Origin of the sequence: Pseudomonas sp. Pc102, assembly GCF_018408275.1 — a bacterium.
Classification (GTDB): Bacteria; Pseudomonadota; Gammaproteobacteria; order Pseudomonadales; family Pseudomonadaceae; genus Metapseudomonas; species Metapseudomonas tohonis.
On record NZ_AP021905.1, the window covers coordinates 1,573,938 to 1,599,438 of the forward strand.

The following is a 25,501-nucleotide window of genomic DNA, read 5'->3' on the forward strand; positions in this document are numbered from 1 at the left end:
TGTACGGCAGTGATCAGATCACTTGTACTTCGTCGGCTTGCATGCCCTTCTGGCCTTGCACGGCGATGAAGGAGACCTTCTGGCCTTCCTTCAGGCTTTTGAAGCCGGCGCTCTGGATGGAGCGGTAGTGAACGAACAGGTCCGGGCCGTTATCGGTGGTGATGAAGCCGAAGCCTTTTTCATCGTTGAACCACTTGACGGTACCAGTTTGACGATCAGCCATTTTGAAACTCCTTGAACAAAGTTGACACGGCGTTGGAACTTTCCAGGCCGGACTGAGCGCAAAGAGTGGATAAATCGAAGGGTTGAAACCGTGGATCGATTTACGGTGACACATGCAGCACAGTGCGCAACACCATACCCGTCCTCGCGGGGATTGCCTACAGTTTTATTCGCATCTCGCCAAAAGGCTTTCGCCGCCTGCCGTCCCGCTTCCCCGTCGCGTTGCGCTGGAACCTTGCAAAGCCGCGTGGTTGCTGGCTTCATCCGTTCCTTTCAACGGCCCTGCGGAGAGTGACCGATGATCCGAGAAATCCTCAGGATGGGTGACCCGCGCCTGCTGCGCGTCGCCCCTCCGGTGCCTGCCGAACTCTTTGGCAGCGATGAATTGCAGCGCCTGATCGCCGACATGTTCGAGACCATGGAGCACGTCGGCGGCGTCGGCCTGGCCGCACCGCAGATCGGCGTCGACCTGCAACTGGTGATCTTCGGCTTCGAGCGCAGCGAGCGGTATCCCGACGCACCGCCGGTCCCGCCCACCATTCTCCTCAACCCGGTCATCACGCCCCTGGGCGAGGCGCTGGAGGAGGGCTGGGAAGGCTGCCTCTCGGTGCCCGGCCTGCGCGGGGCGGTGAACCGCTACCGGGCGATCCGCTACCAGGGCCTGGACCCCGATGGCAGGCCGATCGACCGCAGCGTCGAGGGCTTCCATGCGCGGGTGGTGCAACACGAGTGCGACCACCTGATCGGCCGCCTGTATCCCTCGCGTATCACCGATTTCTCCAGGTTCGGCTTCACCGAGGTGCTGTTCCCGGGCCTCGACCCCGCCGCCGACGACTGAGCGCTCCCGACCTTCGTCGGGACCTCGCCGTGCGGCCGGCAACCTGCCCATCGCTCTTCTATGCTCCTGCGCGCCCATCATGCGCAAAAGGAGCCTGAGCATGACCACCACCGCCGCCGTGCTTGCCGTCGACCTGGCCAACGTCTACGACGCCCCCAAGGCCGGCAAGCTGCTCTACACCCTGGCCTGGGGCGACTACGTCGATGTGCTGGAGGTGACCGACACCCACCTGCGCATCGCCACCTACACCTACCAGGAGCGCTCCGACGGCAGCATCCTGCCGGTCGCCACCGAGGCCTGGCTGGTGCCGCCGAAGTCCGCGCGCCGCAACGGGCGTCGCTTGAAACCGGCCGACCTGGTGATCCCGCGGGCGGACAGCCGGGTGCTCAAGGTCAACTTCGTCGACGTGCAGCAGGGCGATGGCGCGGTGATCGAGACCCCCGGCGGCAAGGTGATGCTGGTGGATGGCGGCGACAACCAGATGTTCGCGCGCTACCTGGCCGCGCGTTATCGCGGTTCCCGCGCCGACGCGCCCAAGCTGATCGATTGCATCCTGGTCACCCACGGCGATGCCGACCACTTCTCCGGCCTGACCCAGATCCAGCGCTCGGAGACCAACAACGAACCGCGCAAGCGCCTGTTCATCGAGCCTCGGCGCATCTATCACAACGGCCTGGTCAAGCGCTCGAAGACCGGGCGCAAGGAAACCGAGCTGCTCGGCCCCACCCTCGACGCCGACGGCCTCAAGCTGCTCACGCCGCTGCTGGACAGCCCCCTGCAAGTACCGGCCGAGGAGATGAACAGCGACTTCCGCGCCTGGCGCAAGGCGCTGGAGGCCTGGGAGGCACGGGCCGCGCAGCTGGGGCGTCCCGGCATCGAGTTCCGCCGCCTGTCCGAGGGCCAGCACGACGCCTTCGATTTCCTGCGTGACGAGGACATCGACGTGCAGGTGCTCGGCCCGCTGCTCAGCGAGGCCGGCGGGGCAAGCGGCCTGCCCTTCCTCGGCAGCACGCCGTCCGGGCCGCGCGTCGGCCACGAGTCCCTCGACATCGGCGCCGAGGGTTTCGCCGGTTTTTCCGCCTCGCACACCATCAATGGCCATTCCATCGTCTTCCGCCTGCGCTACGGCGGCTTCAACTACCTGTTCTGCGGCGACCTCAACGACGAAGCCGGGCGTACCCTGGCGCGCCAGCACGATGCCGGCGAGATCGACCTGCGCGCGGAGGTTTTCAAGGTGCCGCACCACGGCTCGGCGGATTTCTCCGGCGGCTTCTTCAAGCGCGTCGAGGCCATCGTCAACATCGTCTCCAGCGGCGATGACCCGATGAACGAGTACATCCACCCCCGCGCCACCCTGATGGGCGCGCTCGGCCGCTACTCGCGGGTGGACGAGCCGCTGGTGTTCGTCACCGAGCTGGTGGCCTTCTTCCGCCTGGAGGGCTGGGCGCATCTTTCCGACAAGGAGAAGGCGGAGAAGCGTGGCGACTTCTTCGCCTTCAGCCGCAGTGCCTACGGCCTGGTCAAGACCCGCACCGATGGCAAGCGCCTGCTGGTCTACACCGACAGCGGCAAGGCCGATCTCAAGGAAGCCTATTGCTACGAACTGGACGCCGACGGCGTGCCCCAGCCGGCAGTGGTGATCAAGGTCTAGCCGCTGTCGAAGAGCGACCGCGCCGCCTCGCCTGCCTTTTTCAACGGCCCGCCAGAGCGCGCGGGCAGGCAGCGTCGGCCGGGCGCCGGTCGGGGCCGACAACGCTGGGCGACGCGGGGGAAACGGCTCAGGCCGTCAGGGTGGACGGCTTGAGCTGGCGCTCGGCGGTGATTTCCGGCAGGTCCTTGCGGCGCATGTAGACGCGCAGGGGCTCGGTGACGTTGAGACGATCGTCGATGTTCTGCTCCAGCAGCAGCTGGATCAGCTCGCGCTTGAGGGTCATGGTGCGGTCGCCGTGGGGCTGCCAGACGAATTCGCAGGCCGGCATGATGCTGTCGTTGTCCACATCCATGCCGAACGAGTCCTCGCTGAAGCGCACGATGTGCCGCCCGGTCTTGGTGTTGAAGCCGACGAAGCCGTTGAGCTGGTCGGCGGCGGCGCAGATGCCGCTGGAGGTGATGCTCATTGGGTAAACCTCGCTGTGGGGTCCGGGGACCCGGGTCAGGTCTACACGCGCAGGCGAAGCGATGGCCCGGTCTGGCGCCGGGCTCGGCGGGGGATTGTGCAACAGGTCGTCGCCCGGGGGGAGGACGGTGGATTGCCGCAGGCGCGTCGCTACGGCTCCTGTGACGGGGCGGGCGGCGGTGGCGCGACCAGGGCGTTGACCACCGCCAGGGCCTTCTCGAATGACGGGTAGCCGCTCTTGGCCACGTCCAGGTTGGCGTAGTCGGCGCGATACAGCTCGGCCTTCAGCGGGTCCGCCTCGCTGATCAGGAAGGGCTCGGCGTAGATCTTGTAGAGCAGCGCGGTGGCGTGGGGGTGTTGCTTCGCGGCGGCCCGTTCCAGCAGGCTGAGCACTTCCTCCACCTGCGGGCCCTCGTGGATCTTCAGCACCGCCTGGTAGAAGGGCACCTCGCCGCGCTGGTCTTGCGCCTCGGCACGGCTGAGCAGGGCCGAGGCCAGCTCGAAATTGTCCGGCTCGCCGGAGGCGACCAGCATCTTCGCCTGCAGCATGTCGTTCTGGTACAGCAGGCGCTCCTCGCGGCATTGCTCGCCCGACATCGGCTCGTCGCAGGAGTGGGAGGCGCATCCGGCCAGCAGCAGCGGCAGGCCCAGCGCGAGCATCCATGCATTGGTACGTTGGTAGACCATCGATCGTCCTCGGACCCCGGAAAGTAGGTGCTTCGACCCGTGCCACGGCGCGCGGTTCGCCCGCATGCGAAAGCGCCCGGCACCGGGTGGCCGGTACCGAGCGCTGTCGAGTTGAACCCATGGATGGCGGCCGGGCTCGCCCGGGCCGCCTTCCCCCTTGCCGCTACGCCCTAGGGCAACGCCCCGTGGCTGCCCAGCAGGCCATCGCCATGCTTCTTGTCACGCTTGGCCATGCGCTTCTCATGGGCGCTCTTCAGCGGCTTCTTCTTGCTTTCCTTCTTCGCGTTCATGCCTTTGCTCATGCTGCTTCTCCGTCAGGGGTTGGGGGTGGCGCATCCATGCGATGCAACGCTCTCGATCACCCGCACCTCCTTCGGCTGCCAGAGCCGGCCATTTGCTGCTACACCCAGAAGCATAGTCGGGAAGCGGCGACCTGCAGGCCCGCGCAAAGCCTCGACTGCTTAACACTTGGGCATGGAAAACCGCGACAGCGCACGCCCGTGATCGCATCATGCGGGGTTGCGGTGACGGGCCCCCGGGCGCGGCGCCGGATGAGTTCACGCGGTGGCAGTACGGACGGGAAAGCATGGGAATGACGCCTGGCCAGGAACCCCTGGGCTATGCGGCGCAATCGGTCGCCGGACGGGTTCGCGATCACAACGAGGATGCGCTGCTGTGCAGGCCGGCGCTCGGCCTCTGGGCGGTCGCCGACGGCATGGGCGGGCACAGCTGCGGCGAAGTGGCCAGCGCCATCGCCCTGGAGACCCTGGAGCGCGAGCTGACCCGGGGCCTCGACCTGGAAGCCGCCGTGCACGCGGCCAACCTCGCGGTGCTCGATGCTGCCGAAGGGCTCGACGACGAGCGCCGTGGCATGGGCACCACCCTGGTGGCGGTGCGCTTCCAGGGCACCGATTTCGAACTGGCCTGGGTCGGCGACAGCCGCGCCTATCGCATCGACGCCGCCGGCATCCACCAGATCAGCCGCGACCACAGCTGGGTCCAGGCGCTGGTGGACGCGGGCCAGATGACCCCCGAGCAAGCGCGCACCGATGCGCGGCGCAATGTCATCACCCAGTGCCTGGGGCGCGACGACCAGGCGCTGGAAGTCGGCCTGCTCAGTGGCAGCCTGCTCCCCGGCGAACTGCTGCTGCTGTGCAGCGACGGCCTCAGCGGCGAGCTGGACGACGAGGAGATCCATGCCCAGTGCAACAAGGCCCGGACGCTGGACGGTATGGTCGATCAGCTGATCGTACTAGCCAATAGCCATGGCGGCAGGGACAATATCTCCTGCATCGTGCTGGGCCTGCCCGCACAGGAGCAGGAACCGGCCAAGGCCCCACCCCCGCGTTCCTTCCTCAGCCGTTTGTTCAACCCCCGAAAACCACGATGAATCCGACGCGCATCGACTCCCTATGAATGACAGCTTGCTAGAAATACCCGGCTACAGCGTGCACGGCCGGCTGGGCAAGGGCGGCATGGCCGAGGTCTACCTCGCGACCCAGGAGTCGCTGCATCGCCAGGTGGCGATCAAGGTGCTGCAACGCCTCGACGACGAAGCCTTCGCCAAGCGCTTCATCAAGGAAGCGCACCTGGTCGCGTCCCTGCACCACCCCTCGATCATCACCATCCACGACATCGGCCAGCTCGCCGACGGGCGCTACTACATCGCCATGGAGTTCGTCGCCGGTGGCGACCTGGCGCAGCACCGTGGCGAGCGCTTCGAGCCGCAGCGGGCGCTGGACATCGTCCGGCAGATCGCCGCCGCGCTGGTGGTGGTGCATGACAAGGGCATGGTTCACCGCGACATCAAGCCGGCCAACATCCTCTTCCGCGAGGACGGCACCGCGGTGCTCAGCGACTTCGGCATCGCCAAGGAGCTGGAACTCGACAGCGAGCTGACCCAGTACAACGTCGCCGTCGGCAGCCCCGCCTACAGCAGCCCCGAGCAGGCCCAGTGCCAGCCGCTGGACGCGCGCAGCGACATCTACAGCCTGGGCGTCATCCTCCTGGAGATGCTCGGCGGCACCAACCCCTTCCGTGGCTCCAGCTACACCCAGACGGTGATGAACCACGTGCAGCAGGAGCCCCCGCGCCTGCACGGCGCCCTGGAGCGCTACCAGTTCCTGCTCGACCGCATGCTGGCCAAGGACCCCGACGAGCGCTTCGCCGACTGCCGCGTGCTGCTGGCGAGCCTGGCCGAACTCAACGAGGGCGAGCTCGACAACACCCGCCTGACCCCCGTCCCCAAGGCCGCCCCCCGCGACGCCAACCCCACGCGCAAGGCGAAGGCAGCACCGGCCGCCCCCGTGCAGCCGGCCCCGCGCCGTGGCATGCCGATCTGGGGCTGGGCCCTGCTGGGCGTGCTGTTGCTCGCCATGGGCGGCGGCCTCGGCTACCACCTGCTGCAACAGAAGAAGATCGACGACCTGCTGGCCCAGGCCGAACTGCGCCTGAGCGCCGGCAGCCTGGTGGAGCCGGCCGGCGACAGCGCCGAGCACTACTTCAACCAGGTGCTGGCCCTGGATGCCGGCAACGCCGCCGCCACCCAGGGCCTGGCCCGCGTGCTGCAGGCCCGGGTCGACGCCCTGGTGGCCCTGGGCGACCAGCGCCTGGCCGAAGACCGCCTGCTGCAGCCCGAGGGCGACAGCGCGGTGGCCTACTACCAGCAGGCGCTGGCCCTGCAACCCGAGAACCCGCGCGCATTCGCGGGCCTCGAACAGGTGGCGCGGCGCTTCGCCCTGCTGGCCGAGGAAGCCTACGGCCACCGTGAGTTCGCCCTGGCCCAGGAATACATCAAGGGTGGCCTTGCGGTGGCGCCGGAAGACCCGCAGCTGCTGCAGCTGCAGGCCGACCACGCCATGCGCGTGCGCAAGGCCCAGGTGGTACGCAGCCAGGCGCGGCAGCAGCAACAGACCGCCAACCCGGTCAAGCGTTTATGGAACCGCATCTTCGACTGATGCGCATCGACGGGCCAGCTGGGTGATCGGCTTGGCGCAACCAGGATCAAGGATTTCGGACATGCTCAGGATTCACTTCGCGGACAATCGCCAGGAACCGGTCTGGCTGGCGGACGAACGCTTCACCATCGGCCAGGACGCCCGCAACCACCTGGTACTCAACGAGGCCGAGGTCAGCCCCTTCCATGCGGAGATCCGCCAGGACCACGGCCTCTACTACCTCACCGACTGCGGCACCCGCAGCGGCACTTTCGTCAACGGCGAGCGCATCGGTGCGCGCTACCAGCTGCGCTCTGACGACCGCGTGCGCATCGGCACCCTGGAGCTGCTGCTGGTCGACCCGGCCAAGGTCAAGCCCAAGGCCGCGCCCACCGCGCGCTGGTTCCTGCAGGTGATCAAGGGCGAGCACGAGGGGCAGAAGTTCCACGTCACCGGCTCCATGACCTTCGGCCGTTCGGTGAAGTGCGAACTGTGCTTCAGCGACCTGGAGCTGTCCCGTCGCCATGCCGAGTTCTTCCTCAAGGACGACGTGCTGGAGATCAAGGACCTGGCCTCGGCCAACGGCGTGTTCGTCAACCAGCAGAAGGTCGGCACCGCGGTGCTGGCGCCGGGTGACCAGGTGCGCATGGCCTCGGTGACCCTGCTGGTGATCGGGCCCAAGGTGGAAGTGCGCCAGGCCGCCGACGAGGACGCCACCCAGTTCGTCCGCGTGATCGACCTGCCCAAGCCGGTCGCTGCACCACGTCCGGCCAGCCAGCCGGCGGTGGCCAATCCGCTGCGCGCCGCCGCGCCGGCACCCGAGGCGCCCGCAGTGGCCGCCTCCAGCGAGGATCGCACCGGGCGCCTGGTGCTGATCGGCGGCATCGTCCTGGCCGTCCTCGGCGTGGCGGCCGTCGTCGCGAAATTCGTCCTGTAGGCCGCGTGCCTGGCCGACCCGCCCGGGTCGGCCTCTTTCAATCGACGTAGTAGCCGGCCACCCGCCACTGGCCGTCGGTGTCGCGCATCGGCGTCACCGTCTCCACCGCCTCGCTGTGGTGCTCGAAGTTGCTGCGGTATTCGAGGATCACGTACTCGCCGTCCGGCAGGCCCGGCAGCTGGGTCGCGTACTTGGCCGACTGCAGCGTGCGTGCCCGCACCGGCCCCAGGGGCGAGCGCAGGTCCACCGCCAGGTTGGTCCAGTCGTAGCGCGTCACCGAGTGACGGAACAGGCTCGCCGCCTGCTGCCAGCTGCGCAGGTAATCCTCGCTGTCGGCGATGGCCAGCCAGGCGCTCGCGGCGGCCTTGGCCTGCTCGATCTTCTGCGCCTCCGAGGCCTGGGCGAGGGTGCAGGCCAGCAGGCCGAAGGCCAACAGGGCACTGCGTAACATCTTCATCCTTCTCTCCTTGAATGCAGGGGTTGGCGGTCTATCCGGTACGCCTGGTGCAGCAGGATACGCAGGGCCAGGCGGCTCTGCGCGTCGTTCGGCGGCAGGTCGAACCGGGGCAGCCAGGCGCGCCGCGTGCGGATATCCACCCAGCGCCGGGCGCCGCGCACCCGGATGTGGCAGAACGGCCGCTGCCCCAGGTAGAAGCTGCCGGGACGGGGCTCGCTGATGCAGGGCCAGTTCCTGATCTCTCCCAGCAGTTGACCGAGGTCCGCCAGGGCATGTTCCGGGTTTCGCGCCATGGGTCTTCCACTCCCGCCGGTCGCCGGCTCAGAACACGTAGCGCGCCGGATTGCCAAGCAGTGACCGTGCCAGCGGCCCGGCCTGGGGCAACTCCAGGCTGGCCGGCAGGGCCAGGGGCGGGCGCTTGTCGCTGGCGGCAAGGGGCAGGAACAGGTCCTGGGCGTGGCTGGCGTCGAGGCGGGCGAGGGCTTGCCAGTCGGCTGCCGCGAGGGTGCCGGCCAGCGCCAGCACGCCAGCTAGGGCGAGCAGCGAATCGAAGAGGCGGGTGAGTGTCATGGCGACTGTCCCTGTCGGAATGGTGGTCGCCTGTCGCGAGCGGCAGGCCGTCGGAGCTGCCCATCCTAGGCAGCCACCGGCGGCGAATATTGCCTGCTTTGTCGTGGAACTGTGAAGGTTTGTTAAGCCATCGGCGTGGCGAGGAAGGCCGGCAGCCGCTCGGCGCGTTCGGCGAAGGCCGCCAGCGACGGGTAGCCGGCCGGCTCCAGTTCGTCGCGTATCACCAGCTGGGCGAAGCCCCAGGCCACCGCCAGGCTGATGCCGTCCTGCCCGATCGCGGCGCCTTCGCCCAGGGGGCGGTGGGCCAGTTCCGCCGCAAGCTCGCTGCAGGCCGCGTGCAACTGGTAGCGCACCCGCTCCAGCCAGGGTGCGTGCTGCTTGTCCTGCGGGCGCAGCTCCTTCTCGTAGACGATCTGCACCGCCTTCTCGCACAGCGCCAGGGCCAGGCCGACCACGCGCAGGGCCTGGGCGCGCGGGGCTGGCGCTGCGGGCAGCAGGCTGCGCCCGGCGAGGGTTTCCAGGTAGTCGAGGATCAGGCTCGAATCCATCAGCGTGGTGCCATCGTCGAGCACCAGGGTCGGTGCCTTGACCACGGGGTTGATCGCCTTGAAGGCATCGAAATGACGAAACACCGAAACCGCCTCGTGCTCGAAGGGGATGTCGAGCGTCCGCAGGCTGATGGCGACCCGGCGTACATAAGGGGAATCCAGCATACCGATCAGTTTCATTAACAGGTTCCTTGGCGACGGATTGGAGGAAGCGCCTCGACCAGGTGGGCGGCTCACCAAAAAAATAGCGGCGCGCCGGTGCCGTGAATATCGATACTTTCTGCCGATTCCTGTTAGTTTTCCTTACATGAACCACATGCCTCCACTGGCCTCGCTGCGCAGCTTCGAAGCGGTCGCGCGCCTGGGCAGCATCACCCGGGCCGCCGCCGAGCTGCACGTCACCCACTCGGCCATCAGCCAGCAGATCAAGCAGCTGGAGCTGCTGCTCGGCCTGCCGCTGTTCGTTCGCGAAGGGCGCGGTCTGCGCCTGAACGAGGATGGCCGCCTCTACGCCCTGCAGATCCGCCGGGCGCTGGAGGACATCGGCGAAGCCACCCGCCTGGTGCGCGACCGCCCCGAGCGCGAGGCACTGACCATCGCGGTGATGCCGTCCTTCGGCGCCCAGTGGCTGCTGCCACGCCTGCCGCGTTTCCAGGCGCGCCACCCGCTCTACCGCATCCACCTGCAAGCCAGCCTCGGGGTGCAGGACCTGCGCCAGTCGGGGATCGACCTGGCCATCCGCATGGGCCAGGGCAACTGGGAGGGGCTGGAGCGGCGCCGGCTGTTCGACGACGAACTGCTGCTGGTGGCCTCGCCACGCCTCAATGGCGGCGACCTGCCGCAGACACCCCAGCAGGCCCTGCGCCTGCCCTTGATCCGCACCGCCGAACCCTGGCTGCGCTGGTGCCAGGCGGCCGGCGTGGACGAGCCGCCAGCGGACCTGGGCCTGTGGATAAACGACTCCAACCTGGTGCTGGAGGCCCTGCGCCTGTGCCAGGGCATCGCCCTGGAACGCCGCAGCCTGGTACAGGGCGCACTGGCACGGGGCGAGCTGGTGCAACTTACCGGCATCAGCGTGCCCTACGCCTTTCCCTATTGGCGGGTGTGGCAGCCGGGCGAGGGCGTGGGCCAGAAGCACGAGGACTTCGGGCGCTGGCTGGACGAGGAGGCGGCGCTCTACCGCGCCTCGATCGGCCAGGCGCCGTGACGCCCGGCGCGGGCCCATGAAAAAGGGAGCCCTGGGGCTCCCTTGTTTCATGCCTGGGTGGATCAGTCCGCCAGGCGCTGGTCGCGGCGCAACTGGATCAGGTCGCCCTTGGTGCACTGCTGCGGTTGGGCGGCGGTCAGGTCGTAGCAACGCTGACCGAAGCCCATGGGCCAGTAGATGATCGCGAAGGGCGGCCAGAAGATCGACGCCACGCGAAAGCGCGCGCGCAGCTTGCCCTGCTGCACCAGCGTGCCGTGGCTGTCGGTCAGCTTGTAGGGGATGCCGCCGGCGGAGCTCCAGAAGAACGGGCGGGTGGTCACCATGCCCTGGCTGAACTGCTGGGGGCGCTCGTAGACCGAGACCTTGGTGTCTTCCGGGAGCTTGAAATAGGTGCGGGTGGAGCAACCCCCCGCCACCAGTGCCACCGCGACGATGGCGGCCGTGCGCTTGAACATCTTCACATCCATTCCTTTATCGGTACGACTTCATCCAGGGCGGCCAGGCCGCCGGGCGCGCATGGTGCCCATCTTTGGCTGATGGCGCCAGGCCATTAGTCGGTTGCGGCACCGATCGACAGGTTTTCTGTGCGCGGGTCGAGGTTGAAGCGGGGAGCCCGTCGTAGGAGCGAATTCATTCGCGATGCTTTTAATGGCGCGTGCAGAGTGGTGCATCGGGTGGGCGTAGGGTGGGCTTCAGCCCACCGCTTATCCGCGCCTAGGCCTATTGCCGTGCAAGCATCCTGCACCAATGCCGGGTTGCACCCGACCTGCAAAAGCGGAGCTCCGCCGGTCCGGTGGGAGCGGTTTCAACCGCGAAGAGCCGATCGCGAATGAATTGGCCTGTCTGCGTTAAGTGTTGCTAGAGGATTTGGAACCCGGTTGATTGCCGAGTCTTGCTGACGGTTTCTGTTTCGCCTTGCCGGGCGAGTCCCTTTTAACAATCGCCTTAAAAGGAACCAAAAGCGCTCGCCCCTGCATCCGGCCCGACTACGTCGGGTTCCCTCGCTCCATCATCGTTTCAGGGGCCCGCCGCGAAGGGCCGTCCCTGGCCCATCGCGGCTCTCGCGACATCCATGTCGCTCAACCCCTGAAACGACGATTGCGCTCGGCCTCCTGAAGGGGCTTTTTGCCGCTGCCCCAACATCGATGCTCAATACTTCACATCGATGTGCGCATCACCACCGGGTGGACGCCGTGGCTGGCGGCATTCGTAGGATGGCGTAGAGCGAAGCGAAACCCATGCGGTGGGTGTATCAGAAGTCCAGAATCGTCCTGAAAGCGCCGTTCTTGAACCTTTTCTTTGAATCCAAAGCAGCTAATGCGGACAGAGCCAATGAATTCGCTAGGTGGCACGCTTGCCTGGCGCTCTCTAGCCCACAAAAAAGCCCCGGCGCTTTCACGCCGGGGCTCCTGGGCTCGCGAGGGCTCGATCAGAAGATATTGACCGGGTACTCGACGAATACGCGGACTTCGTTGCCGTCGTCGACGTAGCTGTTGATGTTGTTGGAGGCACGCAGCATGGAGCCGCGCAGCTTCATCTTCAGGTCCTTGGCCGGGCCTTCCTGGACCACGTACTGCACCTGGTTGAAGATCTCGCGCTCCTGGCCGCGGCCGCCCTGGCCGGCGTCGATGTTGTCGCCGCGCACGTAGGCCACGCGATAGCTCAGGCCGGGTACGCCGTACTCGGCGAAGTCCAGGCCGTAGGCGACCTGCCAGGAGTTCTCGTCCTTGCCGTTGAAGTCCGACCAGTAGGAGTTGGCCAGCCAGATGGTGGTGCCGCCGTCGCCGATGTAGTCGCCGCTCTGGTAGCCGCCGTAGAGGTAGCCGATGTCACCGCTGCTGCGCTGGTGCGCCAGGGTGAAGGAGTGGCCGCCCAGGGCGTAGGTGGCCGCCAGGCTCCAGATGCGGTTGTCGCGCGCGTCGTTGGTGGCGAATTCCTTGTCCAGGCGGGTCTTGTAGCCGTTGAAGTCCAGGGTCACGGACTGGTCGTCGGCCACCGGGATGATGTAGTTCAGGTTCAGGTACTGCTTCTTCAGCACGTCCTTCACGTCGGAGGCGTAGAGCGAGGTGCTGAACTGGTCGTTGAACCTGTAGCTGCCGCCGTACACGTCGATGCGCTTCAGGCCGCCGCTGTCGCGGGCCTCGGCGCTCTTCTGGGCTTCGGCGTTGAAGCGGCCGACGTTCAGTTCCAGGCCTTCGATCTCCTTCGAGGTGATCAGGGTGCCGGTGTAGCTTTCCGGCAGCAGGCGCGAGTCGTCGTAGCTCAGTACCGGCAGGGCGGGCATCTGGTCGCCGACCTTGATCACGGTGTTGGAGATGCGGGCCTTGATGGCGGCGCCGGCGCGGGCGATATCGTCCTGGGCGTGGCCGCTGTCACCGGGCTTGAAGAAGTCGATGCCGGCGGCGCCGACGCGGCCCTTGCCGCCATCCAGGCGCAGGGCGTACAGGCCGAAGGCGTCGACGCCGAAGCCGACGGTGCCTTGGGTGAAACCGGAGCTGAAGTTGCCGATGAAGCCCTGGCCCCATTCCATGCGGTCGGACTTGCCGTGCTTGTAGTCACGGTTCATGTAGGCGTTGCGCAGCAGCACGTTCAGGCTGCTGTCCTCCACGAAGCCCTTGGATTGCGCCTGCTCGTCGGCGAAGGCGGGGGCGGAGGCAGCGATGCAGAGGGCGATCAGGCTCAGATTTTTCTTCATTGTAGGTACTGCTCGGTTTTCGAAAGGCGGCGATTCTGAACAACTCGCCCGGGCGGTTCAAGATCGCCAATGGTCAGGGTGGCGCGTGGCCGGCGACCTGTCGTCGGCCCGTCGCCCGGCGAGGGGGACAACCGGCGCGCCGCGCAGTCCATTTCTGGTCGGCCCAGGGAAGGGCGCGTTCGGCACCCGCCCAGCCACCGCAGAAGGACTTCCCCATGGCGCCCGACCGATCCACCCGCAGCGCATTTATTTCCCTGATGCTCGGCCTCGCCTCCCCGGCGGTGCTCGCCGAGGACATCCGCGTCAGCAAGACCGGCGACAGCGATGATGGCGTGTGCAACGCCGACTGCTCGCTGCGCGAGGCCATCGCCTATGCCGCCGCGCAACCCGGCAGCCATCGCATCCAGCTGGCGGAGGGGCGCTACGTCCTCGACCCCGGCGGCGCGGCCCGTGCCGGTGCCGACGACGGGCTGGTGGTCAGCGGCGAGCTGACCCTGGTGGGCGCGGGCGCCGGCAAGACCCTCCTCGACGGCGGTCGCCACGGCCGCCTGTTCAGCGTCAGCGAAGGCGCGCGCCTGCACCTTGAGCAACTGAGCCTGCGCAACGGCCGCAGCGCCACCCGTGGCGGCGCCCTGCTCAACGAGGGCGAGACCACCCTGGAGCACGTCGAACTGCGCGACAACCAGGTCTACGCCATCGACCCCGGCCCCGATCATGGCTGGGGCGGTGCCATCGCCAACTACGGCTGGCTGGACATCCGCTCCTCGCACCTGGTCGACAACCAGGCCTTCTCCGAAACCACCGACGAAGTCCGTGGCGGCGGCCTCTACAACGCCGGCCAGCTGCGTATGCGCAACTCGACGCTGGTGCACAACAACAGCTCCAACGGCGTCGACAACGGCTTTGGCGGCGGCCTCTACAACCAGGGCCTCGCCGATATCGCCCGCAGCACCCTGGTGCGCAACAGCCAGGGCGAGGGCGGGCTCGGCGCGGCCATCCTCAACACCGGTGTGCTGCGCCTGGTCAACAGCACCCTCAGCAACAACCCGACCTACTTCGGCCGTGGCGTGCTGGTCAACGGCCGGCCCCAGGGGCAGGGCGGGGAGGGCGCCCAGGCGTTGCTGGGCAACGTCACCATCGCGGGCAACGGCAACTACGGGCTGATGAACTTCGCCTCCATGGCGGTGCGCAACAGCCTGGTGGCCGGCAACCGCCATATCAACGACGACAGCGAGGTGTTCGTGCGCAACTGCCTGAACCAGGGCCGCTCCTTCGATGTGCGCGGCCTGATGCTGGGCCGCGATGGCCACGGTTGCAGCGCCGACCTGCCGCTGGACGACGCGCTCACCTTCACCCGGGTGCTCGAGCCGCTGAGCGCCGCGCCCGGCGCGCCGCCCCTGCACCCGCTGCGCGCGGGCAGCCCGGCCATCGACGCCGGGGTCGGCAGCTGCACCGCCAGCGACCAGCGCAAGGTCCTGCGCCCGCAGGACGGCAACGGCGACGGTGTCGCCGGCTGCGACCTGGGCGCCTACGAGCGGGCCGCGCCCTGAGGCGCATCGGCGTCGGTGGGGATCTCCAGCCCCACCTTGACGTTGCTCATGGAGACCAGCGTCTTGAAGCGCCGCACGTTGTTGCTCTCGAAGAACAGGCGACGGGTCAGCTCGGTGTACTGCTCCATGGTGCGCACCGCCAGGATCAGCACGAAGTCCCATTCGCCGGCGGTGTAGTAGCACTGCTGCACCTGGGGGCAGCGGGCGAAGCTGCGCTTCATCGCGTCGAGCAGGTCGATGCGTTCGCTCTCCACCTCCACCTGCACCACGAGGGTCAGCGGGTGGTCCAGATGCTCCGGCTCCACCAGCGCCACCTGGCCTCGCACGATGCCCTCGTCGCGGTAGCGCTTCAGCCGCCGGTTCACCGCGGCGGCGGAAAGGTTCACCCGCTCGCCCAACTCGCTCTGGGGCAGGGTCGCATCGCGCTGGATTTCCGCGAGCAGGCGGCGGTCATAGTCATCGAGGGTCATGGTTGCAATCGCCTGGGCAGGTCGCGCGGGTATGAAATGAAATTCCGCTGGAAGCGCCAATAACGCAAAAGAACGGCAGCGGGTGGGAAATATTATTTCACCACCTCGGTTTCCCCATCCAACCCGGAGCACCCCACATGGCCGTACACCCCGAACCCCCTCTGCCCCGCCTCGATGGCGAGCGGCTCCTGGCGCAGCTCGCCGAACTGGGGGCAGTGGGGGCGGACGACAGCGGTGGGCGCACCCGCATCGCCCTCACTGACACCGACAAGGCCGGGCGCGACCTCCTGGTGAGCTGGATGCGCGAGCTGGAGCTGGAGGTGCGCATCGACCGCATCGGCAACCTCTTCGGCACCCTGCCGGGCGGTGCGGCGGGGACGCCGGTGCTGATGCTCGGCTCGCACATCGACAGCGTCGCCAATGCCGGCGCCCTGGACGGCTGCTACGGCGTGCTCGCCGGGCTGGCGGTGGTGCGGGCCTTCCGCGAGGCGGGGATCGAGCCGCTGCGGCCGATCACCGTCGCCGCCTTCACCAACGAGGAAGGCGTGCGCTACCAGCCGGACATGCTCGGCTCCCTGGTCTACGCCGGCGGCCTGCCCGTTGCGCAGGCGCTGGACATCGTCGGCAGCGACGGCAGCCGCCTGGGCGACGAGCTGCGCCGCATCGGCTACGCCGGCGACCTGGAGCCAGGGGGCATCCCCGTGCACGAGTACCTGGAGCTGCACATCGAGCAGGGCCCGGTGCTGGAGGCCGAGGACCTGCAGATCGGCGTGGTGGAGAACCTCCAGGGCATTTCCTGGCAGCAGGTCACGGTGCGTGGCCACGCCAACCACGCCGGCACCACCCCGACCCGCCTGCGCTACGACGCCGGGCTGGTGGCGGCGACCATCGTCCAGCAACTGCGGCTGATCGCCGACGAGTCGGGCACCACCCTGGCCACCGTCGGGTGCATGCGCTTCGAGCCCAACCTGATCAACGTCATCCCGCGCCTGGCCAGTTTCAGCGTCGACCTGCGCGACCCCGACGAGCAGCGCCTGCAGAGCGTGGAGCGGCGCCTGCAGGGTTACCTTGCTTCACTCGCCGAGCACCGTGGCGTGCAGATCGACAGCCAGTTCCTGGCGCGCACCCGGCCGGTGGTGTTCGACGGCGAGCTGGTGGACGCGATAGAAGGCGCCGCCCGGCGCCTGGGCCTGAGCCACCGACGCATGACCTCCGGCGCCGGCCACGACGCGCAGATGATCGCGCGCATCGCTCCGGCGGCGATGATCTTCGTGCCCAGCCGGGGCGGCATCAGCCACAACCCGCGTGAGTCCACCGACGACGACCAACTGCTGGCCGGTGCGCGCCTGCTGCTGGACCTGGTGGTGGACCGCCTCGGTGCCGCGCGCCCGGCCCAGCGTCGTCCGGCGGTCGGCGAGATGCCGGCGTTGCCGGACCCGGCCACTGCCGCGCCGCTTGAACTGCTGCTCAACCCCCACGCCGTGCACGGCGGCTACCCCACGGAGCTGCGCGCGCTGATGAACATCGCCCAGGCCGGCCAGGACCGCGCCTGGCTGGCCAGCTGGGCGGAACTGAGCCCGCGCGCGACGCCGCTCTGGAGCCTGCCCGACCTGGCGGCGCGCCTGGGCATCGGGCGGCTGTGCATCAAGGACGAATCCCTGCGCTCGCCGCTCGCCAGCTTCAAGGCCCTGGGCGCCCCCATCGCCCTGGTGCGCCTGATCCTGCGGCGCTTCCCCGCCCAGGACTTCGACGCCGCCAGCCTGCTGGCCGGTGAGCACCGCTCGCGCCTGGCCGGCTTCACCGTGGTCAGCGCCACCGACGGCAACCATGGTCGCGCCCTGGCCGCCGCCGCCCGGAGCATCGGCTGCGACTGCGTGATCGTGCTCCACGCCCAAGTCAGCGAGGAGCGCGAGCGCGCCATCGTCGCCTACGGCGCGCAGGTACGGCGCATCGCCGGCAACTACGACGACTCGGTGGAGGAGGCCGCCTCCCTGGCGCTCGCCTATGGCTGGCAGGTGGTGGCCGACACCTCCTGGGAGGGCTACGAGGAGATCCCCCGCGATGTCATGCAGGGCTACGGCATCATCGCCGAGGAGGTGATCGAGACCGCCGGCGTCGACGCCTACACCCACATCATCCTGCAGGGCGGCGTCGGCGGCCTGGCGGCGGGTATCGCCAGCTACTACTGGGAGCGCTGCGGCGCCTCGCGCCCGACCCTGCTGGTGGTGGAGCCGAGCCAGGCCGACTGCCTCTACCAGAGCGCCCTCGCGGGCGAACCGGCACGGGCCACGGGCTCGGTGGATTCGGTGATGGCCGGGCTCGCCTGCGGCGCCACCTCGCCGCTCGCCTGGCGCTTCCTCGACGGCAGCATCGACGCCTTCCTCAAGGTCGAGGACGCCGACGCGGTGGCCGCCATGGGCGTGCTCGCCGCCGGCAGCACGCGGGACATCCCGGTGATCGCCGGCGAATCCGGCGCCGCAGGCCTCGCCGGGTTGCTGCGCCTCCTGGCCGCACCCGAGCGCGCCGCCTTGCTGGGGCTGGACGCCAACGCGCGGGTGCTGCTGATCAACACCGAAGGCGCTACCGCCCCCTCGGTCTACGAGGGGCTGGTGGGCGAACCCGTCGCCTCGGTGCTGGCGCGCCAGCGGGACTGGGCGGCGGCCAACCTGGGGCGTTGAGGTGGCTGTAGTGCGTGAGGCTTGTGCGGCGCGTCATCGCGGGGCCGAGCAGGCAGCGCCCGCCAGCAGCACCCGGCCGAAGGGGGCGTCGGGGTCCAGCGGGGTGATCGCCAGCAACCTGTCGAGGCGTATTTCGCGCAGGTCATCGAAGCGCAGGAATTCCTCCTTGCTGGTGGTGGTACGGGTGGTCTGGGCGCGGGCTTCGAAGGGCTCCCCATCGAGCAGTTCCACCCGCAGCCGGTAGCTGCGCAGGCAGGCGATCTCAAGGTAGTCATGGAGATCGCAGTGCAGCGGTTGGTAGGCATTCATGGCGCCGCCTCGAAACCTTGCAGGGCAATGATGAAGTAGCCGTCGCGCTCGATGGCTGCGGCGACAGGCTCCGGGGCCGACTCGCTGTGGCAGTACAGGCACTGGCTCTGGGCGAGATCGGCGTCGGCCAGGCCGAGGCTGCCCAGCCAATCGCGGGCGAAGCGTTCGGCGCGCGGCTGCTCGGCCGAGTCGATTAGCACGTCGAAGTGCAGGTAGCGCCCGTCACGGGTGCGCACGTGGGTGTCGAATACCTGGATCTGCATGGTGGATTCCTCGTTGGGGAGCGGGTCGCGATGGCGAACGCGACCCGCCGGCGGGTTACTTGAGATCGGCGAGGGCCGCACCGAAATTCAGGTGCAGCACCTGGCCATCGACCACCAGGGCGGGGACCGATTTCACCCCGGCGTTTTCCGCTTCGGCAACGCGGGCCGGCACATCGCCGAGGTGGACGATCTCGACCTGCACCTTCGGGTCGAGCAGGCCGATGAGGGTGCGTTCGGCTTCGACGCAGACGGGGCAACCAGCGTGGTAATAGCGAGCTTGGGTCATGGCGTTTCTCCTGTTTGGTATCGATCCGATACCTTCAGGTGGGAGATTACAGTCAGTGAGATTTTGTCGATATAGTTTTTATTCGATACTATCAATTGAAATAATCTATCGGGAGAAGCGCCTTGCTCTTCGACCTGCTGGAACGCCTTTCCAGCCTGACCCGCGTCTGGTTCCGCGAGCACCCGCTGCTGGCCGACCTGCAGCCGATCCAGTTCAGCGCCTTGCTCTACCTGGCCCGCTGCAACCGCTATTCCGACACGCCGCTGGCTGTGACCGACTACCTCGGGCTGACCAAGGGCACCGTGTCGCAGTCGCTCAAGGCCCTGGAGGCCAAGGGGCTGGTGGTCAAGCGTCCGGATCTGCAGGACCGCCGCAGCGTGCACCTGGAGCTCACGCCGTCGGCCCGCGAGCTGCTGGGCGCGGTGCTGCCGCCGGACTTCCTCGCCGCCGCCACCCTGCACATGGGCCCCGCCGCCGGGCAGCTGGAGGCGCTGCTCGGCGACCTGTTGCGCAACGTCCAGCGCAGCGTCGACGTGCCCTCGTTCGGCCTGTGCCGCACCTGCAGTTTCCACCGCACCCTGGACGGCCTGCCCTTCTGCGGGCTGACCGAGGAGCCCCTGGCCGCCGGCGACGAGGTGCTGATCTGCCGCGAGCATCGGAATCCCGCTTAGCTGCCCATCCGATCCACTCCCCAGGAACCTGGAGCGACCAGTGGGCGAAATCCATCGGAACCAAGGCCGAAAACGCCCGGTCCATCACTAGCCGCATGACGAGCCGTCGCGCGGCTGGAGCGGAAGCCGCGTCGTGTCCGCGCCCCAAGGAACCGACAGGGCAGGGCCGCCGTGCGTCCCGTGGACGCCCTGTCCTCGACACGCAGGACAGCTCATGCACAAGACGCTCATCTCTCCCCTTGCCACCGCGGTGCTCGTCGCCCTGGCAGTGGGCGGCCAGGCCGCCCATGCCGCCGATTTCGTCGTCAACCAGACCGAAGACAGCTACGACGGCGTCTGCGATGCCCATTGCTCGCTGCGCGACGCCATCTCCGCCGCCAACGCCGCGCCGGGCCCGGACCGCATCGTGCTCCAGGCGCAGACCTATCGCCTGAGCCTGCCGGCCGGCCGCGACGAAGAGGGCGACGTCGTCGACGAAGACGACAACCTCAATGGCGACCTCGACATCCACGACTCCCTCGAAATCATCGGCCAGGGCCCTGCCGCGACCGTGATCAGCGGCACCCCGCAGGCCAACGACCGCCTGCTGGAGGTGTTCGACGGCGCCCGCGTGGTGCTCGAGCGCCTGCGTCTCACCGGTGGCCACAGCTCCACCTATGGCGGCGCCCTGGAGAACCATGGCGAGGTGGTATTGCGCCAGGTGGAAGTGAGCCGCAACAGCTCCACCGGTGCCTTCAGCCCCGGCAATGGCGGCGGCATCGCCAACGACGGGCGCCTGGCCGTGCACCGCTCGGTCATCGCCAACAACCGCGCCGGGGCCGGAGAGGGCTACTTCGGGCTGGGTGGCGGCATCTACAACACCGGCGAGCTGTTGCTGCGCGACAGCAGCGTGCAGGGCAACTCCGCCAGCGACGACGATGACGCCGGCTACGGCGGCGGCCTCTACAACCGCGGCACGGCCGACGTGGCGCGGACCACCTTCAGCGGCAACGGGTCCAGTTTCGGCTCGGCCATCGGCAACGACGGCACGCTCACCCTGGTCAACTCGACCCTGAGCGGCAACACCCAGTACTACCGTGCCCAGGCCACCCTGAACAACGGCCAGCCCTGGATCAGCGCCAGCCCCGAGGCGCTGCTGGTGAACGTCACCATCGCCAACAACAGCGGCGGCTACGGGTTGATCAACACAGGCTCGGTGACCCTGCGCAACAGCATCATCGCCGGCAATCTCGACGAGGGCCTGGAGACGCCGATGAACTGCGACAACCAGGGCGCCCAGGCGCAGTACAAGGCCATCGGCCTGCTGCTGGGCACCGGGCCCGGCAACTGCACCGGCGAGCTGTATGTCGAACAGACCGACGTCCTCACCAAGGTCCTCTACCCCCTGGCGGACAACAACGGCCTGACCCAGACCCACGCCCTTCGCCCGCGCAGCCCGGCGGTGGATGCCGGTATCGGCACCTGCACCGCCCATGACCAGCGTGGCTCCAAGCGCCCGCGTGACGGCGACGGCGACGGCGTGGCCCGTTGCGACCTGGGTGCCTACGAGCGGCCGAAGCCGTAGGTTGGCGCCGAGCGCAGCGAGGCCCCACGCCGCGATGCCGAGCCCTGCGACGGGGCTCGGCATTTTCGTGAGTGGACATCCACGTTCCTGGAACGTGACTTTGCCTTTGGCCCCCCTGGAAGGGTGTTCGACCAGACCTCGGAGCAGCAGCCACCGCTCACTCCAGGCGTAGGGTGTGCTGCGCGCACCGGGGCTCGCCGGAAGCACCGTGCGGCGCAGTGCACACGGCACACCCTACGGCACGAGCTCACCCTGCCAGTCCTCAGCTCGAATCGTCACAGGCAGCGACGCCGGCCTCCGCGATGGGCTCGGCCTTTTCGCGAATGAATTGGCTCCTGCAGGTCGGCGAAGCGGGCTTCGGCCTCGATGAGTGAGGGGGCGGAAGGCATGGCGCGGTCTCGTGAGGGGGATCAATCGTCCCGGGTCAGCACTTCCAGCAGCTCGATCTCGAACACCAGGTTGGAGCCGGGCGGGATCCTGCCAACCTGGCGCTCGCCGTAGGCCAGGTGCGCGGGCACCCGCAGCTTGCGCTTGCCGCCGACCTTCATGCCCATCAGGCCCTGGTCCCAGCCCTTGATCACCCGGCCGGTGCCGATCACGCACTGGAAGGGGCGGCCTTTCTCGATGGAGGAGTCGAACAGAGTGCCGTCCTCCAGCCAGCCGTTGTACTGGGTGGTGATCAAGGCGCCCTTGACCACGGCCTTGCCATCGCCTTCGTGCAGGTCTTCGATCTTCAATTCTTCGCTCATGGCTGCTCGCTCGCCCTTGGGGTGCCGCGTTTTCGCACCAAGCGCGGCGCTTGGCAAGGGGTTGCAGGCCTCTTTCTCCGGGCAGGTACACCGACCATCGCCGACCTCCGTGACGAACCTCGAACGATGACTTGCCACTCAATGGTCGCGCAGCACCTTGCGCTCGCTGTCCTGGGGGTCGAAGCCGCGTTCGAGCTTGATCTTCAGCGCCAGGTCGGTGCGCGAGTCGGCGAACTTCAAGGCGTCCGCCAGGCTGATGCGGCCGGCCTCCACCAACGCGAACAGGCTCTGGTCGAAGCTGCAGGAGCCGCTTTCCAGGGCGTTCTCGATGGCGCCTTTCAGCTCATGCAGCTCGTCGCGCAGGATCAGGTCGCGCACATGGGGCGTGCCCAGCATCAGTTCGACCGCCGCCACGCGCTTGTGGTCGATGCCGGGCACCAGGCGTTGGCCGACCATGGCCAGGAGATTCTGCGACAGGTCGCCGAGCACCTGGCGCCGCGCCGCGTCGGGGAAGAAACGGGTGATGCGCTCCACCGCATGGCGGGCGCTGGTGCCGTGCAGGGTGGCCACGCACAGGTGGCCGGTTTCGGCGTAGTGCAGGGCGTGCTGCATGGTTTCGGCGTCGCGTATCTCGCCGATCATGATCACGTCCGGGGCCTCGCGCAGGACGTTGCGCAGGGCGGCGGAAAAGCTGTGGGTGTCGAGGCCTACCTCGCGCTGGTCGATGATCGAGCGACGGTGGCTGTGGAGGAACTCGATGGGGTCCTCGACGCAGAGGATGTGCCCGCTGCGCTGGGCGTTGCGGTAGTCGAGCATGGCCGCGAGGGTGGTGGACTTGCCGGAACCGGCGGCGCCGACCACCAGGATCAGCCCACGGTCCTGCAGGGCGAGCTTCTCCAGCAGCGGCGGCAGGCCGAGGCTTTCCAGGCTGGGGATCTCGGTGCGGATCAGGCGCACCACCATCGAGACCTCGCCGCGCTGCAGGTAGATGTTGGCGCGGAAGCGGCCGCTGCCCGGCAGGCTGATGGCGAGGTTCATCTCCAGCTCGCGCTCGAACTCCTCGCGCTGGACGGGTGTCATCAGCTGGTTGGCCAGCAGGCGCACCTCGCCCGGCTGCAGGGCGCGCTCACCCAGGGGGCGGGCATGGCCTTCGAGCTTGATGTGCGGGGGCGAGCCGACGCTGAAGAACATGTCCGAGCCGGCGTGCTGGTGCAGCAGCTCCAGGTAGGGGAAGACACTGGGTGTCGTCTCGGTCGGGTCGCTCATCCTGCCTCCGTTCGTCGATGGGCAAGCCTAGCAGCGGAACCGGCCGCGCGAACATGGGGTGCGATTGCCGCAGGCGCCGGCGCCGCTTGTGGAATGCCCCCGCCGGGCGCGGGGGCGGGTGGCGTCAGCGCAGGGTGTAGCCGTTGTCGACGACCAGGTCCTGGCCGTGGATGCCACGGGCGGCGGGGGAGAGGAGGAAGAGGATGGCATCGGCGATCGCGCCGGCGTCGAGGAAGTGTCCGTCGAGCAGGCGCTGGTTCACCGTGCCGGCGACGCTGGCGAGCTGCTGGTCGTCGAGGCCGAGGGTGCCCCAGATGGGGGTTGCGGTCGGGCCGGGGGAGACGAGGTTGATACGCACGCCGCCCCCCGCCAGCTCGACCGCCAGGGTGCGCGCCTGGGCCTTGAGGGCGGACTTGCTGGCGATGTACGCGGCGAGGCCGGGAAAGGTGACGCTGGAGAGGAAGGTGCCGATGAACACCACCGAAGCCGGGCGAGACAGGTGGGGCAACAGTGCGGCGAGGGTGTCCAGCGCACCGGCGCCATTCACCGCCCACTGGCGCTGGAAGGCGCCGGCATCGAGGCCGTCGGCGAGCTGGGCGATACCGGCGTTGGGCACCAGGCAGTCCACCGGCCCCAGCTCTGCCGCGCGGCGGGCCAGGCGCGCCAGGTCATCGGCCCGTGTGACGTCGCCTGCCAGCCAGTGCAGCCGTTGCGGGTAGCGCTCCAGCAGGTCCGGCAGGCCGCCGCCCTGGCGCGAGAAGGCGAGCACGCGAGCGCCGGCGTCGAGCAGGCGTTCGCACAGGGCAAGGCCGATGCCGGAGCTGGCGCCGGTGATCACGGCGAGGCGGTCGTTGAATTCGTGTGCAGGCATGAGGCGATTCCTTATGGGTCATTGTGATGGGGCAATGACAGGAATCAGGAAGCGTGCCAGGTAAAATATTCAGTAAAATCAACCGCTTGAAAATTATCGCTGTCGATATGACCTGGTTTGGTCGGGTCGATATGACTGCGCAGGTAGTCGAGTTGACGCGGGGGAGGGGGTGATGCGGAGGGTTGGAGCAGGGCGCCACCTTGGGTGACGCCCTCGACCGGGATCAGTCCTGGCGGCTGGTGATTTCCACCAGGTGATAGCCGAACTGGGTCTTCACCGGGCCTTGCACGACGTTGACCGGGGCGCTGAAGACCACGGTGTCGAACTCGCGGACCATCTGGCCCGGGCCGAAGGAACCGAGGTTGCCGCCGTCACGGCTGGACGGGCAGGTGGAGTTGTCCTTGGCGACCTGGGCGAAATCGGCGCCCCCTTCGATGGCGGCTTTCAGTTCGTTGCACTTGGCTTCGCTGGAAACCAGGATGTGGCGGGCGGTTGCGCGGGGCATGGGAGGACTCCTCTTGAAGAAAGCGCAGAGCCTACCGGAATCGACCGAGCCGTCAACGGGCGGGGGCGTGGGTGGTACGGCGCTGTGGTGCAGGTCGGGTGAAGCCCGGCAGGGGCGGTCACCGGATGTGGCCTGGGCGTGGAAGCGGTTTCAACCGCGAAGGGTGTGGAGGTCCATCGATCGCGAATGAATTCGCTCCCACAGGGTCCACCGCCCAAGTAACACACGGAAATTTCCCAAACCTGCCGCAACCCCTTGTTCGCCTCCCACCCCCTCCCTAAGTTCGCCCGGTCGCGGTCAATCTGCGACCGGGTTTGACGACCTGAAGCTAACGGCGCGATGCCGCCTACGGGGCTTGCGGGAAACGGCGTACGTTTCCAGCGGGAACCGGCTCGCATGCAGTTTTCAGGACTGCATCATCTAATGGCGGATCGCGTGGGGAGACCACTCGTGGTCTGCCGGCTCCGTTTGCCCGGTTCGTCAACCCCACGCGATCCTCCACCCATCGAATGACGACGATGGCGGAGGCATGGAAACGCAAACGGAGAAGCACCATGCATGACGCACTCACCCCCACCTTTTTCTACCGCAATGAACGCCCCCTGCGCGGCGTGATGATCGACGACCAACCCTGGTTCTGCGCCTACGACTTCGCCCGCCTGCTGGGCCTGCACCATCCCCAGGCACTGCACCGGCGCCTGCGTCCCTATCAGGTTCGCAAGGCTCGTTTCAGCTACGCCACGGGCAGCGAGGAGGATGTCCAGCTCGTCAGCGAAGGAGGCCTTTACAAGGCCATGCTTCGTTTCGGTCACCCCGAGCTCCGTCATCTGGAGGAATGGCTTGCCCGCGATGTGATTCCCACACTGCGCGACCAGTACGAACGCTGCCGCAAGCAGCCACGGCGGGTGATGCTGGACTGGAAGTCCCACCGGCTGGTGTTGTTGGATTGGCAAGGCGAGCTGTGGATGCAGTGGGAGAAGGTGCCGCGCTACCGGGAGCTTTGAGGGACTCGCCGCAAGGGCGTGTGAGCGGTTTAAACCGCGAAGGGCGTGGAGTCGGCGCCCTTCGCGAATGAATTCGCTCCCACAGGGGCGGCGGCGCTGCGC

General features: G+C 67.9%; 29 protein-coding genes and 1 pseudogene. 12 read left to right on the plus strand and 18 right to left on the minus strand.

Going from position 1 to position 25,501, the window contains the following annotated elements; translation table 11 throughout:
* Positions 1-13: 13 nt before the first annotated feature.
* Positions 14-223, minus strand: coding sequence for a cold-shock protein (locus tag PHLH3_RS07465; protein WP_021216916.1), 210 nt, complete (start codon positions 221-223; stop codon positions 14-16).
* Between the two features lie 297 nt (positions 224-520).
* On the opposite strand from PHLH3_RS07465, the gene def reads away from it, so the two are divergent.
* Positions 521-1,060 carry a peptide deformylase gene (def, locus tag PHLH3_RS07470; protein ID WP_213628751.1) on the plus strand — a complete coding sequence of 180 codons (540 nt, stop codon included), beginning with the start codon at positions 521-523 and terminating at the stop codon, positions 1,058-1,060.
* A 100-nt stretch (positions 1,061-1,160) separates the two neighbouring features.
* Positions 1,161-2,711: an MBL fold metallo-hydrolase gene (locus tag PHLH3_RS07475; RefSeq protein WP_213628752.1), complete on the plus strand. Its 1,551-nt coding sequence runs from the start codon at positions 1,161-1,163 to the stop codon at positions 2,709-2,711.
* 127 nt (positions 2,712-2,838) lie between these two features.
* Here PHLH3_RS07475 and PHLH3_RS07480 read toward each other — a convergent pair whose 3' ends face one another.
* The 3 genes from PHLH3_RS07480 to PHLH3_RS30635 form a co-directional block, all read right to left on the minus strand.
* Positions 2,839-3,177, minus strand: coding sequence for a DUF2025 family protein (locus PHLH3_RS07480; protein ID WP_111264850.1), 339 nt, complete (start codon positions 3,175-3,177; stop codon positions 2,839-2,841).
* Between the two features lie 149 nt (positions 3,178-3,326).
* Positions 3,327-3,863: a hypothetical protein gene (locus PHLH3_RS07485; RefSeq protein WP_244862995.1), complete on the minus strand. Its 537-nt coding sequence runs from the start codon at positions 3,861-3,863 to the stop codon at positions 3,327-3,329.
* A 170-nt stretch (positions 3,864-4,033) separates the two neighbouring features.
* Positions 4,034-4,165, minus strand: coding sequence for a hypothetical protein (locus PHLH3_RS30635; RefSeq protein WP_256604897.1), 132 nt, complete (start codon positions 4,163-4,165; stop codon positions 4,034-4,036).
* Positions 4,166-4,449: 284 nt separating this feature from the next.
* Between PHLH3_RS30635 and PHLH3_RS07490 the strand changes: the two genes are divergently transcribed.
* The 3 genes from PHLH3_RS07490 to PHLH3_RS07500 all read left to right on the plus strand — a co-directional run bounded on the left by PHLH3_RS07490 (position 4,450) and on the right by PHLH3_RS07500 (position 7,736).
* On the plus strand, positions 4,450-5,253 hold the full coding sequence (locus PHLH3_RS07490; RefSeq protein WP_244862996.1) for a protein phosphatase 2C domain-containing protein: 804 nt from the start codon (positions 4,450-4,452) through the stop codon (positions 5,251-5,253).
* 22 nt (positions 5,254-5,275) lie between these two features.
* On the plus strand, positions 5,276-6,820 hold the full coding sequence (locus tag PHLH3_RS07495) for a serine/threonine-protein kinase (protein ID WP_213628753.1): 1,545 nt from the start codon (positions 5,276-5,278) through the stop codon (positions 6,818-6,820).
* Between the two features lie 61 nt (positions 6,821-6,881).
* A complete protein-coding gene (locus PHLH3_RS07500; RefSeq protein ID WP_213628754.1) occupies positions 6,882-7,736 on the plus strand; it encodes an FHA domain-containing protein in 855 nt (284 codons plus the stop codon).
* A 37-nt stretch (positions 7,737-7,773) separates the two neighbouring features.
* Here PHLH3_RS07500 and PHLH3_RS07505 read toward each other — a convergent pair whose 3' ends face one another.
* The 4 genes from PHLH3_RS07505 to PHLH3_RS07520 all read right to left on the minus strand — a co-directional run bounded on the left by PHLH3_RS07505 (position 7,774) and on the right by PHLH3_RS07520 (position 9,491).
* Positions 7,774-8,193, minus strand: a complete 420-nt coding sequence (locus PHLH3_RS07505) for a DUF4019 domain-containing protein (protein WP_213628755.1) — start codon at positions 8,191-8,193, stop codon at positions 7,774-7,776.
* Positions 8,190-8,486: a hypothetical protein gene (locus tag PHLH3_RS07510; RefSeq protein WP_213628756.1), complete on the minus strand. Its 297-nt coding sequence runs from the start codon at positions 8,484-8,486 to the stop codon at positions 8,190-8,192. Before PHLH3_RS07510 ends, PHLH3_RS07505 begins: the two co-directional genes overlap by 4 nt.
* 28 nt (positions 8,487-8,514) lie before the next feature.
* Positions 8,515-8,763, minus strand: coding sequence for a hypothetical protein (locus PHLH3_RS07515; RefSeq protein WP_173176494.1), 249 nt, complete (start codon positions 8,761-8,763; stop codon positions 8,515-8,517).
* Positions 8,764-8,885: 122 nt separating this feature from the next.
* The gene (locus PHLH3_RS07520) at positions 8,886-9,491 is read right to left on the minus strand and encodes a glutathione S-transferase (RefSeq protein WP_213628757.1); all 606 of its coding nucleotides are present in this window, start codon (positions 9,489-9,491) and stop codon (positions 8,886-8,888) included.
* Positions 9,492-9,618: 127 nt separating this feature from the next.
* Between PHLH3_RS07520 and PHLH3_RS07525 the strand changes: the two genes are divergently transcribed.
* The gene (locus PHLH3_RS07525; protein WP_213628758.1) at positions 9,619-10,518 is read left to right on the plus strand and encodes a LysR substrate-binding domain-containing protein; all 900 of its coding nucleotides are present in this window, start codon (positions 9,619-9,621) and stop codon (positions 10,516-10,518) included.
* A 62-nt stretch (positions 10,519-10,580) separates the two neighbouring features.
* Here the strand turns inward: PHLH3_RS07525 and PHLH3_RS07530 are convergent, their stop codons facing one another.
* Positions 10,581-10,973, minus strand: coding sequence for a hypothetical protein (locus tag PHLH3_RS07530; protein WP_173176500.1), 393 nt, complete (start codon positions 10,971-10,973; stop codon positions 10,581-10,583).
* Between the two features lie 974 nt (positions 10,974-11,947).
* Entirely contained in the window at positions 11,948-13,213 is a 1,266-nt protein-coding gene (locus PHLH3_RS07535) for an OprD family porin (RefSeq protein WP_213628759.1), read from the minus strand.
* Between the two features lie 215 nt (positions 13,214-13,428).
* Here PHLH3_RS07535 and PHLH3_RS07540 point away from each other — a divergent pair, with 215 nt between their 5' ends.
* Complete coding sequence (locus PHLH3_RS07540; RefSeq protein ID WP_213628760.1) at positions 13,429-14,763, plus strand: CSLREA domain-containing protein; 1,335 nt, start codon at positions 13,429-13,431, stop codon at positions 14,761-14,763.
* Here the strand turns inward: PHLH3_RS07540 and PHLH3_RS07545 are convergent.
* Complete coding sequence (locus PHLH3_RS07545; RefSeq protein ID WP_213628761.1) at positions 14,742-15,233, minus strand: Lrp/AsnC family transcriptional regulator; 492 nt, start codon at positions 15,231-15,233, stop codon at positions 14,742-14,744. The two genes, PHLH3_RS07540 and PHLH3_RS07545, sit on opposite strands and share 22 nt — an antisense overlap.
* Positions 15,234-15,370: 137 nt before the next feature.
* Between PHLH3_RS07545 and PHLH3_RS07550 the strand changes: the two are divergent.
* A pseudogene (locus tag PHLH3_RS07550) lies at positions 15,371-16,609 on the plus strand (Zn-dependent hydrolase); the annotation flags it as partial.
* Positions 16,610-16,651: 42 nt separating this feature from the next.
* Complete coding sequence (locus tag PHLH3_RS07555) at positions 16,652-17,911, plus strand: diaminopropionate ammonia-lyase (protein WP_213630455.1); 1,260 nt, start codon at positions 16,652-16,654, stop codon at positions 17,909-17,911.
* Positions 17,912-17,944: 33 nt separating this feature from the next.
* On the opposite strand, the gene PHLH3_RS07560 is transcribed toward PHLH3_RS07555, so the two are convergent.
* Genes PHLH3_RS07560 through PHLH3_RS07570 form a run of 3 tightly spaced genes read right to left on the minus strand, consistent with a single transcriptional unit; the run spans position 17,945 to position 18,769 of the window.
* Entirely contained in the window at positions 17,945-18,220 is a 276-nt protein-coding gene (locus tag PHLH3_RS07560) for a Rho-binding antiterminator (protein WP_213628762.1), read from the minus strand.
* The gene (locus PHLH3_RS07565) at positions 18,217-18,483 is read right to left on the minus strand and encodes a DUF2024 family protein (RefSeq protein WP_213628763.1); all 267 of its coding nucleotides are present in this window, start codon (positions 18,481-18,483) and stop codon (positions 18,217-18,219) included. Before PHLH3_RS07565 ends, PHLH3_RS07560 begins: the two co-directional genes overlap by 4 nt.
* Positions 18,484-18,538: 55 nt before the next feature.
* Positions 18,539-18,769, minus strand: coding sequence for a glutaredoxin domain-containing protein (locus PHLH3_RS07570; RefSeq protein WP_213628764.1), 231 nt, complete (start codon positions 18,767-18,769; stop codon positions 18,539-18,541).
* Positions 18,770-18,891: 122 nt separating this feature from the next.
* Between PHLH3_RS07570 and PHLH3_RS07575 the strand changes: the two genes are divergently transcribed.
* Together PHLH3_RS07575 and PHLH3_RS07580 are read left to right on the plus strand one after the other, a co-directional pair.
* Positions 18,892-19,440: a MarR family winged helix-turn-helix transcriptional regulator gene (locus tag PHLH3_RS07575; protein WP_213628765.1), complete on the plus strand. Its 549-nt coding sequence runs from the start codon at positions 18,892-18,894 to the stop codon at positions 19,438-19,440.
* Between the two features lie 214 nt (positions 19,441-19,654).
* Entirely contained in the window at positions 19,655-21,004 is a 1,350-nt protein-coding gene (locus tag PHLH3_RS07580; RefSeq protein ID WP_213628766.1) for a CSLREA domain-containing protein, read from the plus strand.
* 410 nt (positions 21,005-21,414) lie between these two features.
* Here the strand turns inward: PHLH3_RS07580 and PHLH3_RS07585 are convergent, their stop codons facing one another.
* The 4 genes from PHLH3_RS07585 to PHLH3_RS07600 form a co-directional block, all read right to left on the minus strand.
* Positions 21,415-21,753 (minus strand): FKBP-type peptidyl-prolyl cis-trans isomerase, encoded by a 339-nt coding sequence (locus tag PHLH3_RS07585; protein WP_213628767.1) that lies wholly within the window; start codon positions 21,751-21,753, stop codon positions 21,415-21,417.
* Positions 21,754-21,891: 138 nt separating this feature from the next.
* Positions 21,892-23,019, minus strand: coding sequence for a PilT/PilU family type 4a pilus ATPase (locus PHLH3_RS07590; protein ID WP_213628768.1), 1,128 nt, complete (start codon positions 23,017-23,019; stop codon positions 21,892-21,894).
* 124 nt (positions 23,020-23,143) lie between these two features.
* A complete protein-coding gene (locus PHLH3_RS07595; protein WP_213628769.1) occupies positions 23,144-23,890 on the minus strand; it encodes an SDR family oxidoreductase in 747 nt (248 codons plus the stop codon).
* A 223-nt stretch (positions 23,891-24,113) separates the two neighbouring features.
* The gene (locus PHLH3_RS07600) at positions 24,114-24,395 is read right to left on the minus strand and encodes a peptidylprolyl isomerase (protein WP_213628770.1); all 282 of its coding nucleotides are present in this window, start codon (positions 24,393-24,395) and stop codon (positions 24,114-24,116) included.
* 554 nt (positions 24,396-24,949) lie between these two features.
* Between PHLH3_RS07600 and PHLH3_RS07605 the strand changes: the two genes are divergently transcribed.
* Positions 24,950-25,399 (plus strand): Bro-N domain-containing protein, encoded by a 450-nt coding sequence (locus PHLH3_RS07605; protein ID WP_213628771.1) that lies wholly within the window; start codon positions 24,950-24,952, stop codon positions 25,397-25,399.
* Positions 25,400-25,501: the final 102 nt, after the last annotated feature.

What these genes read in the sequence shown, in the direction of transcription:
- PHLH3_RS07465 (WP_021216916.1), bottom strand. Translation starts at nt 223, where the DNA reads ATGGCTGATCGTCAAACTGGTACCGTCAAGTGGTTCAACGATGAAAAA.
- def (WP_213628751.1), top strand. Translation starts at nt 521, where the DNA reads ATGATCCGAGAAATCCTCAGGATGGGTGACCCGCGCCTGCTGCGCGTC.
- PHLH3_RS07475 (WP_213628752.1), top strand. Translation starts at nt 1,161, where the DNA reads ATGACCACCACCGCCGCCGTGCTTGCCGTCGACCTGGCCAACGTCTAC.
- PHLH3_RS07480 (WP_111264850.1), bottom strand. Translation starts at nt 3,177, where the DNA reads ATGAGCATCACCTCCAGCGGCATCTGCGCCGCCGCCGACCAGCTCAAC.
- PHLH3_RS07485 (WP_244862995.1), bottom strand. Translation starts at nt 3,863, where the DNA reads ATGGTCTACCAACGTACCAATGCATGGATGCTCGCGCTGGGCCTGCCG.
- PHLH3_RS30635 (WP_256604897.1), bottom strand. Translation starts at nt 4,165, where the DNA reads ATGAGCAAAGGCATGAACGCGAAGAAGGAAAGCAAGAAGAAGCCGCTG.
- PHLH3_RS07490 (WP_244862996.1), top strand. Translation starts at nt 4,450, where the DNA reads ATGGGAATGACGCCTGGCCAGGAACCCCTGGGCTATGCGGCGCAATCG.
- PHLH3_RS07495 (WP_213628753.1), top strand. Translation starts at nt 5,276, where the DNA reads ATGAATGACAGCTTGCTAGAAATACCCGGCTACAGCGTGCACGGCCGG.
- PHLH3_RS07500 (WP_213628754.1), top strand. Translation starts at nt 6,882, where the DNA reads ATGCTCAGGATTCACTTCGCGGACAATCGCCAGGAACCGGTCTGGCTG.
- PHLH3_RS07505 (WP_213628755.1), bottom strand. Translation starts at nt 8,193, where the DNA reads ATGAAGATGTTACGCAGTGCCCTGTTGGCCTTCGGCCTGCTGGCCTGC.
- PHLH3_RS07510 (WP_213628756.1), bottom strand. Translation starts at nt 8,486, where the DNA reads ATGGCGCGAAACCCGGAACATGCCCTGGCGGACCTCGGTCAACTGCTG.
- PHLH3_RS07515 (WP_173176494.1), bottom strand. Translation starts at nt 8,763, where the DNA reads ATGACACTCACCCGCCTCTTCGATTCGCTGCTCGCCCTAGCTGGCGTG.
- PHLH3_RS07520 (WP_213628757.1), bottom strand. Translation starts at nt 9,491, where the DNA reads ATGAAACTGATCGGTATGCTGGATTCCCCTTATGTACGCCGGGTCGCC.
- PHLH3_RS07525 (WP_213628758.1), top strand. Translation starts at nt 9,619, where the DNA reads ATGAACCACATGCCTCCACTGGCCTCGCTGCGCAGCTTCGAAGCGGTC.
- PHLH3_RS07530 (WP_173176500.1), bottom strand. Translation starts at nt 10,973, where the DNA reads ATGTTCAAGCGCACGGCCGCCATCGTCGCGGTGGCACTGGTGGCGGGG.
- PHLH3_RS07535 (WP_213628759.1), bottom strand. Translation starts at nt 13,213, where the DNA reads ATGAAGAAAAATCTGAGCCTGATCGCCCTCTGCATCGCTGCCTCCGCC.
- PHLH3_RS07540 (WP_213628760.1), top strand. Translation starts at nt 13,429, where the DNA reads ATGGCGCCCGACCGATCCACCCGCAGCGCATTTATTTCCCTGATGCTC.
- PHLH3_RS07545 (WP_213628761.1), bottom strand. Translation starts at nt 15,233, where the DNA reads ATGACCCTCGATGACTATGACCGCCGCCTGCTCGCGGAAATCCAGCGC.
- PHLH3_RS07555 (WP_213630455.1), top strand. Translation starts at nt 16,652, where the DNA reads ATGCCGGCGTTGCCGGACCCGGCCACTGCCGCGCCGCTTGAACTGCTG.
- PHLH3_RS07560 (WP_213628762.1), bottom strand. Translation starts at nt 18,220, where the DNA reads ATGAATGCCTACCAACCGCTGCACTGCGATCTCCATGACTACCTTGAG.
- PHLH3_RS07565 (WP_213628763.1), bottom strand. Translation starts at nt 18,483, where the DNA reads ATGCAGATCCAGGTATTCGACACCCACGTGCGCACCCGTGACGGGCGC.
- PHLH3_RS07570 (WP_213628764.1), bottom strand. Translation starts at nt 18,769, where the DNA reads ATGACCCAAGCTCGCTATTACCACGCTGGTTGCCCCGTCTGCGTCGAA.
- PHLH3_RS07580 (WP_213628766.1), top strand. Translation starts at nt 19,655, where the DNA reads ATGCACAAGACGCTCATCTCTCCCCTTGCCACCGCGGTGCTCGTCGCC.
- PHLH3_RS07585 (WP_213628767.1), bottom strand. Translation starts at nt 21,753, where the DNA reads ATGAGCGAAGAATTGAAGATCGAAGACCTGCACGAAGGCGATGGCAAG.
- PHLH3_RS07590 (WP_213628768.1), bottom strand. Translation starts at nt 23,019, where the DNA reads ATGAGCGACCCGACCGAGACGACACCCAGTGTCTTCCCCTACCTGGAG.
- PHLH3_RS07595 (WP_213628769.1), bottom strand. Translation starts at nt 23,890, where the DNA reads ATGCCTGCACACGAATTCAACGACCGCCTCGCCGTGATCACCGGCGCC.
- PHLH3_RS07600 (WP_213628770.1), bottom strand. Translation starts at nt 24,395, where the DNA reads ATGCCCCGCGCAACCGCCCGCCACATCCTGGTTTCCAGCGAAGCCAAG.
- PHLH3_RS07605 (WP_213628771.1), top strand. Translation starts at nt 24,950, where the DNA reads ATGCATGACGCACTCACCCCCACCTTTTTCTACCGCAATGAACGCCCC.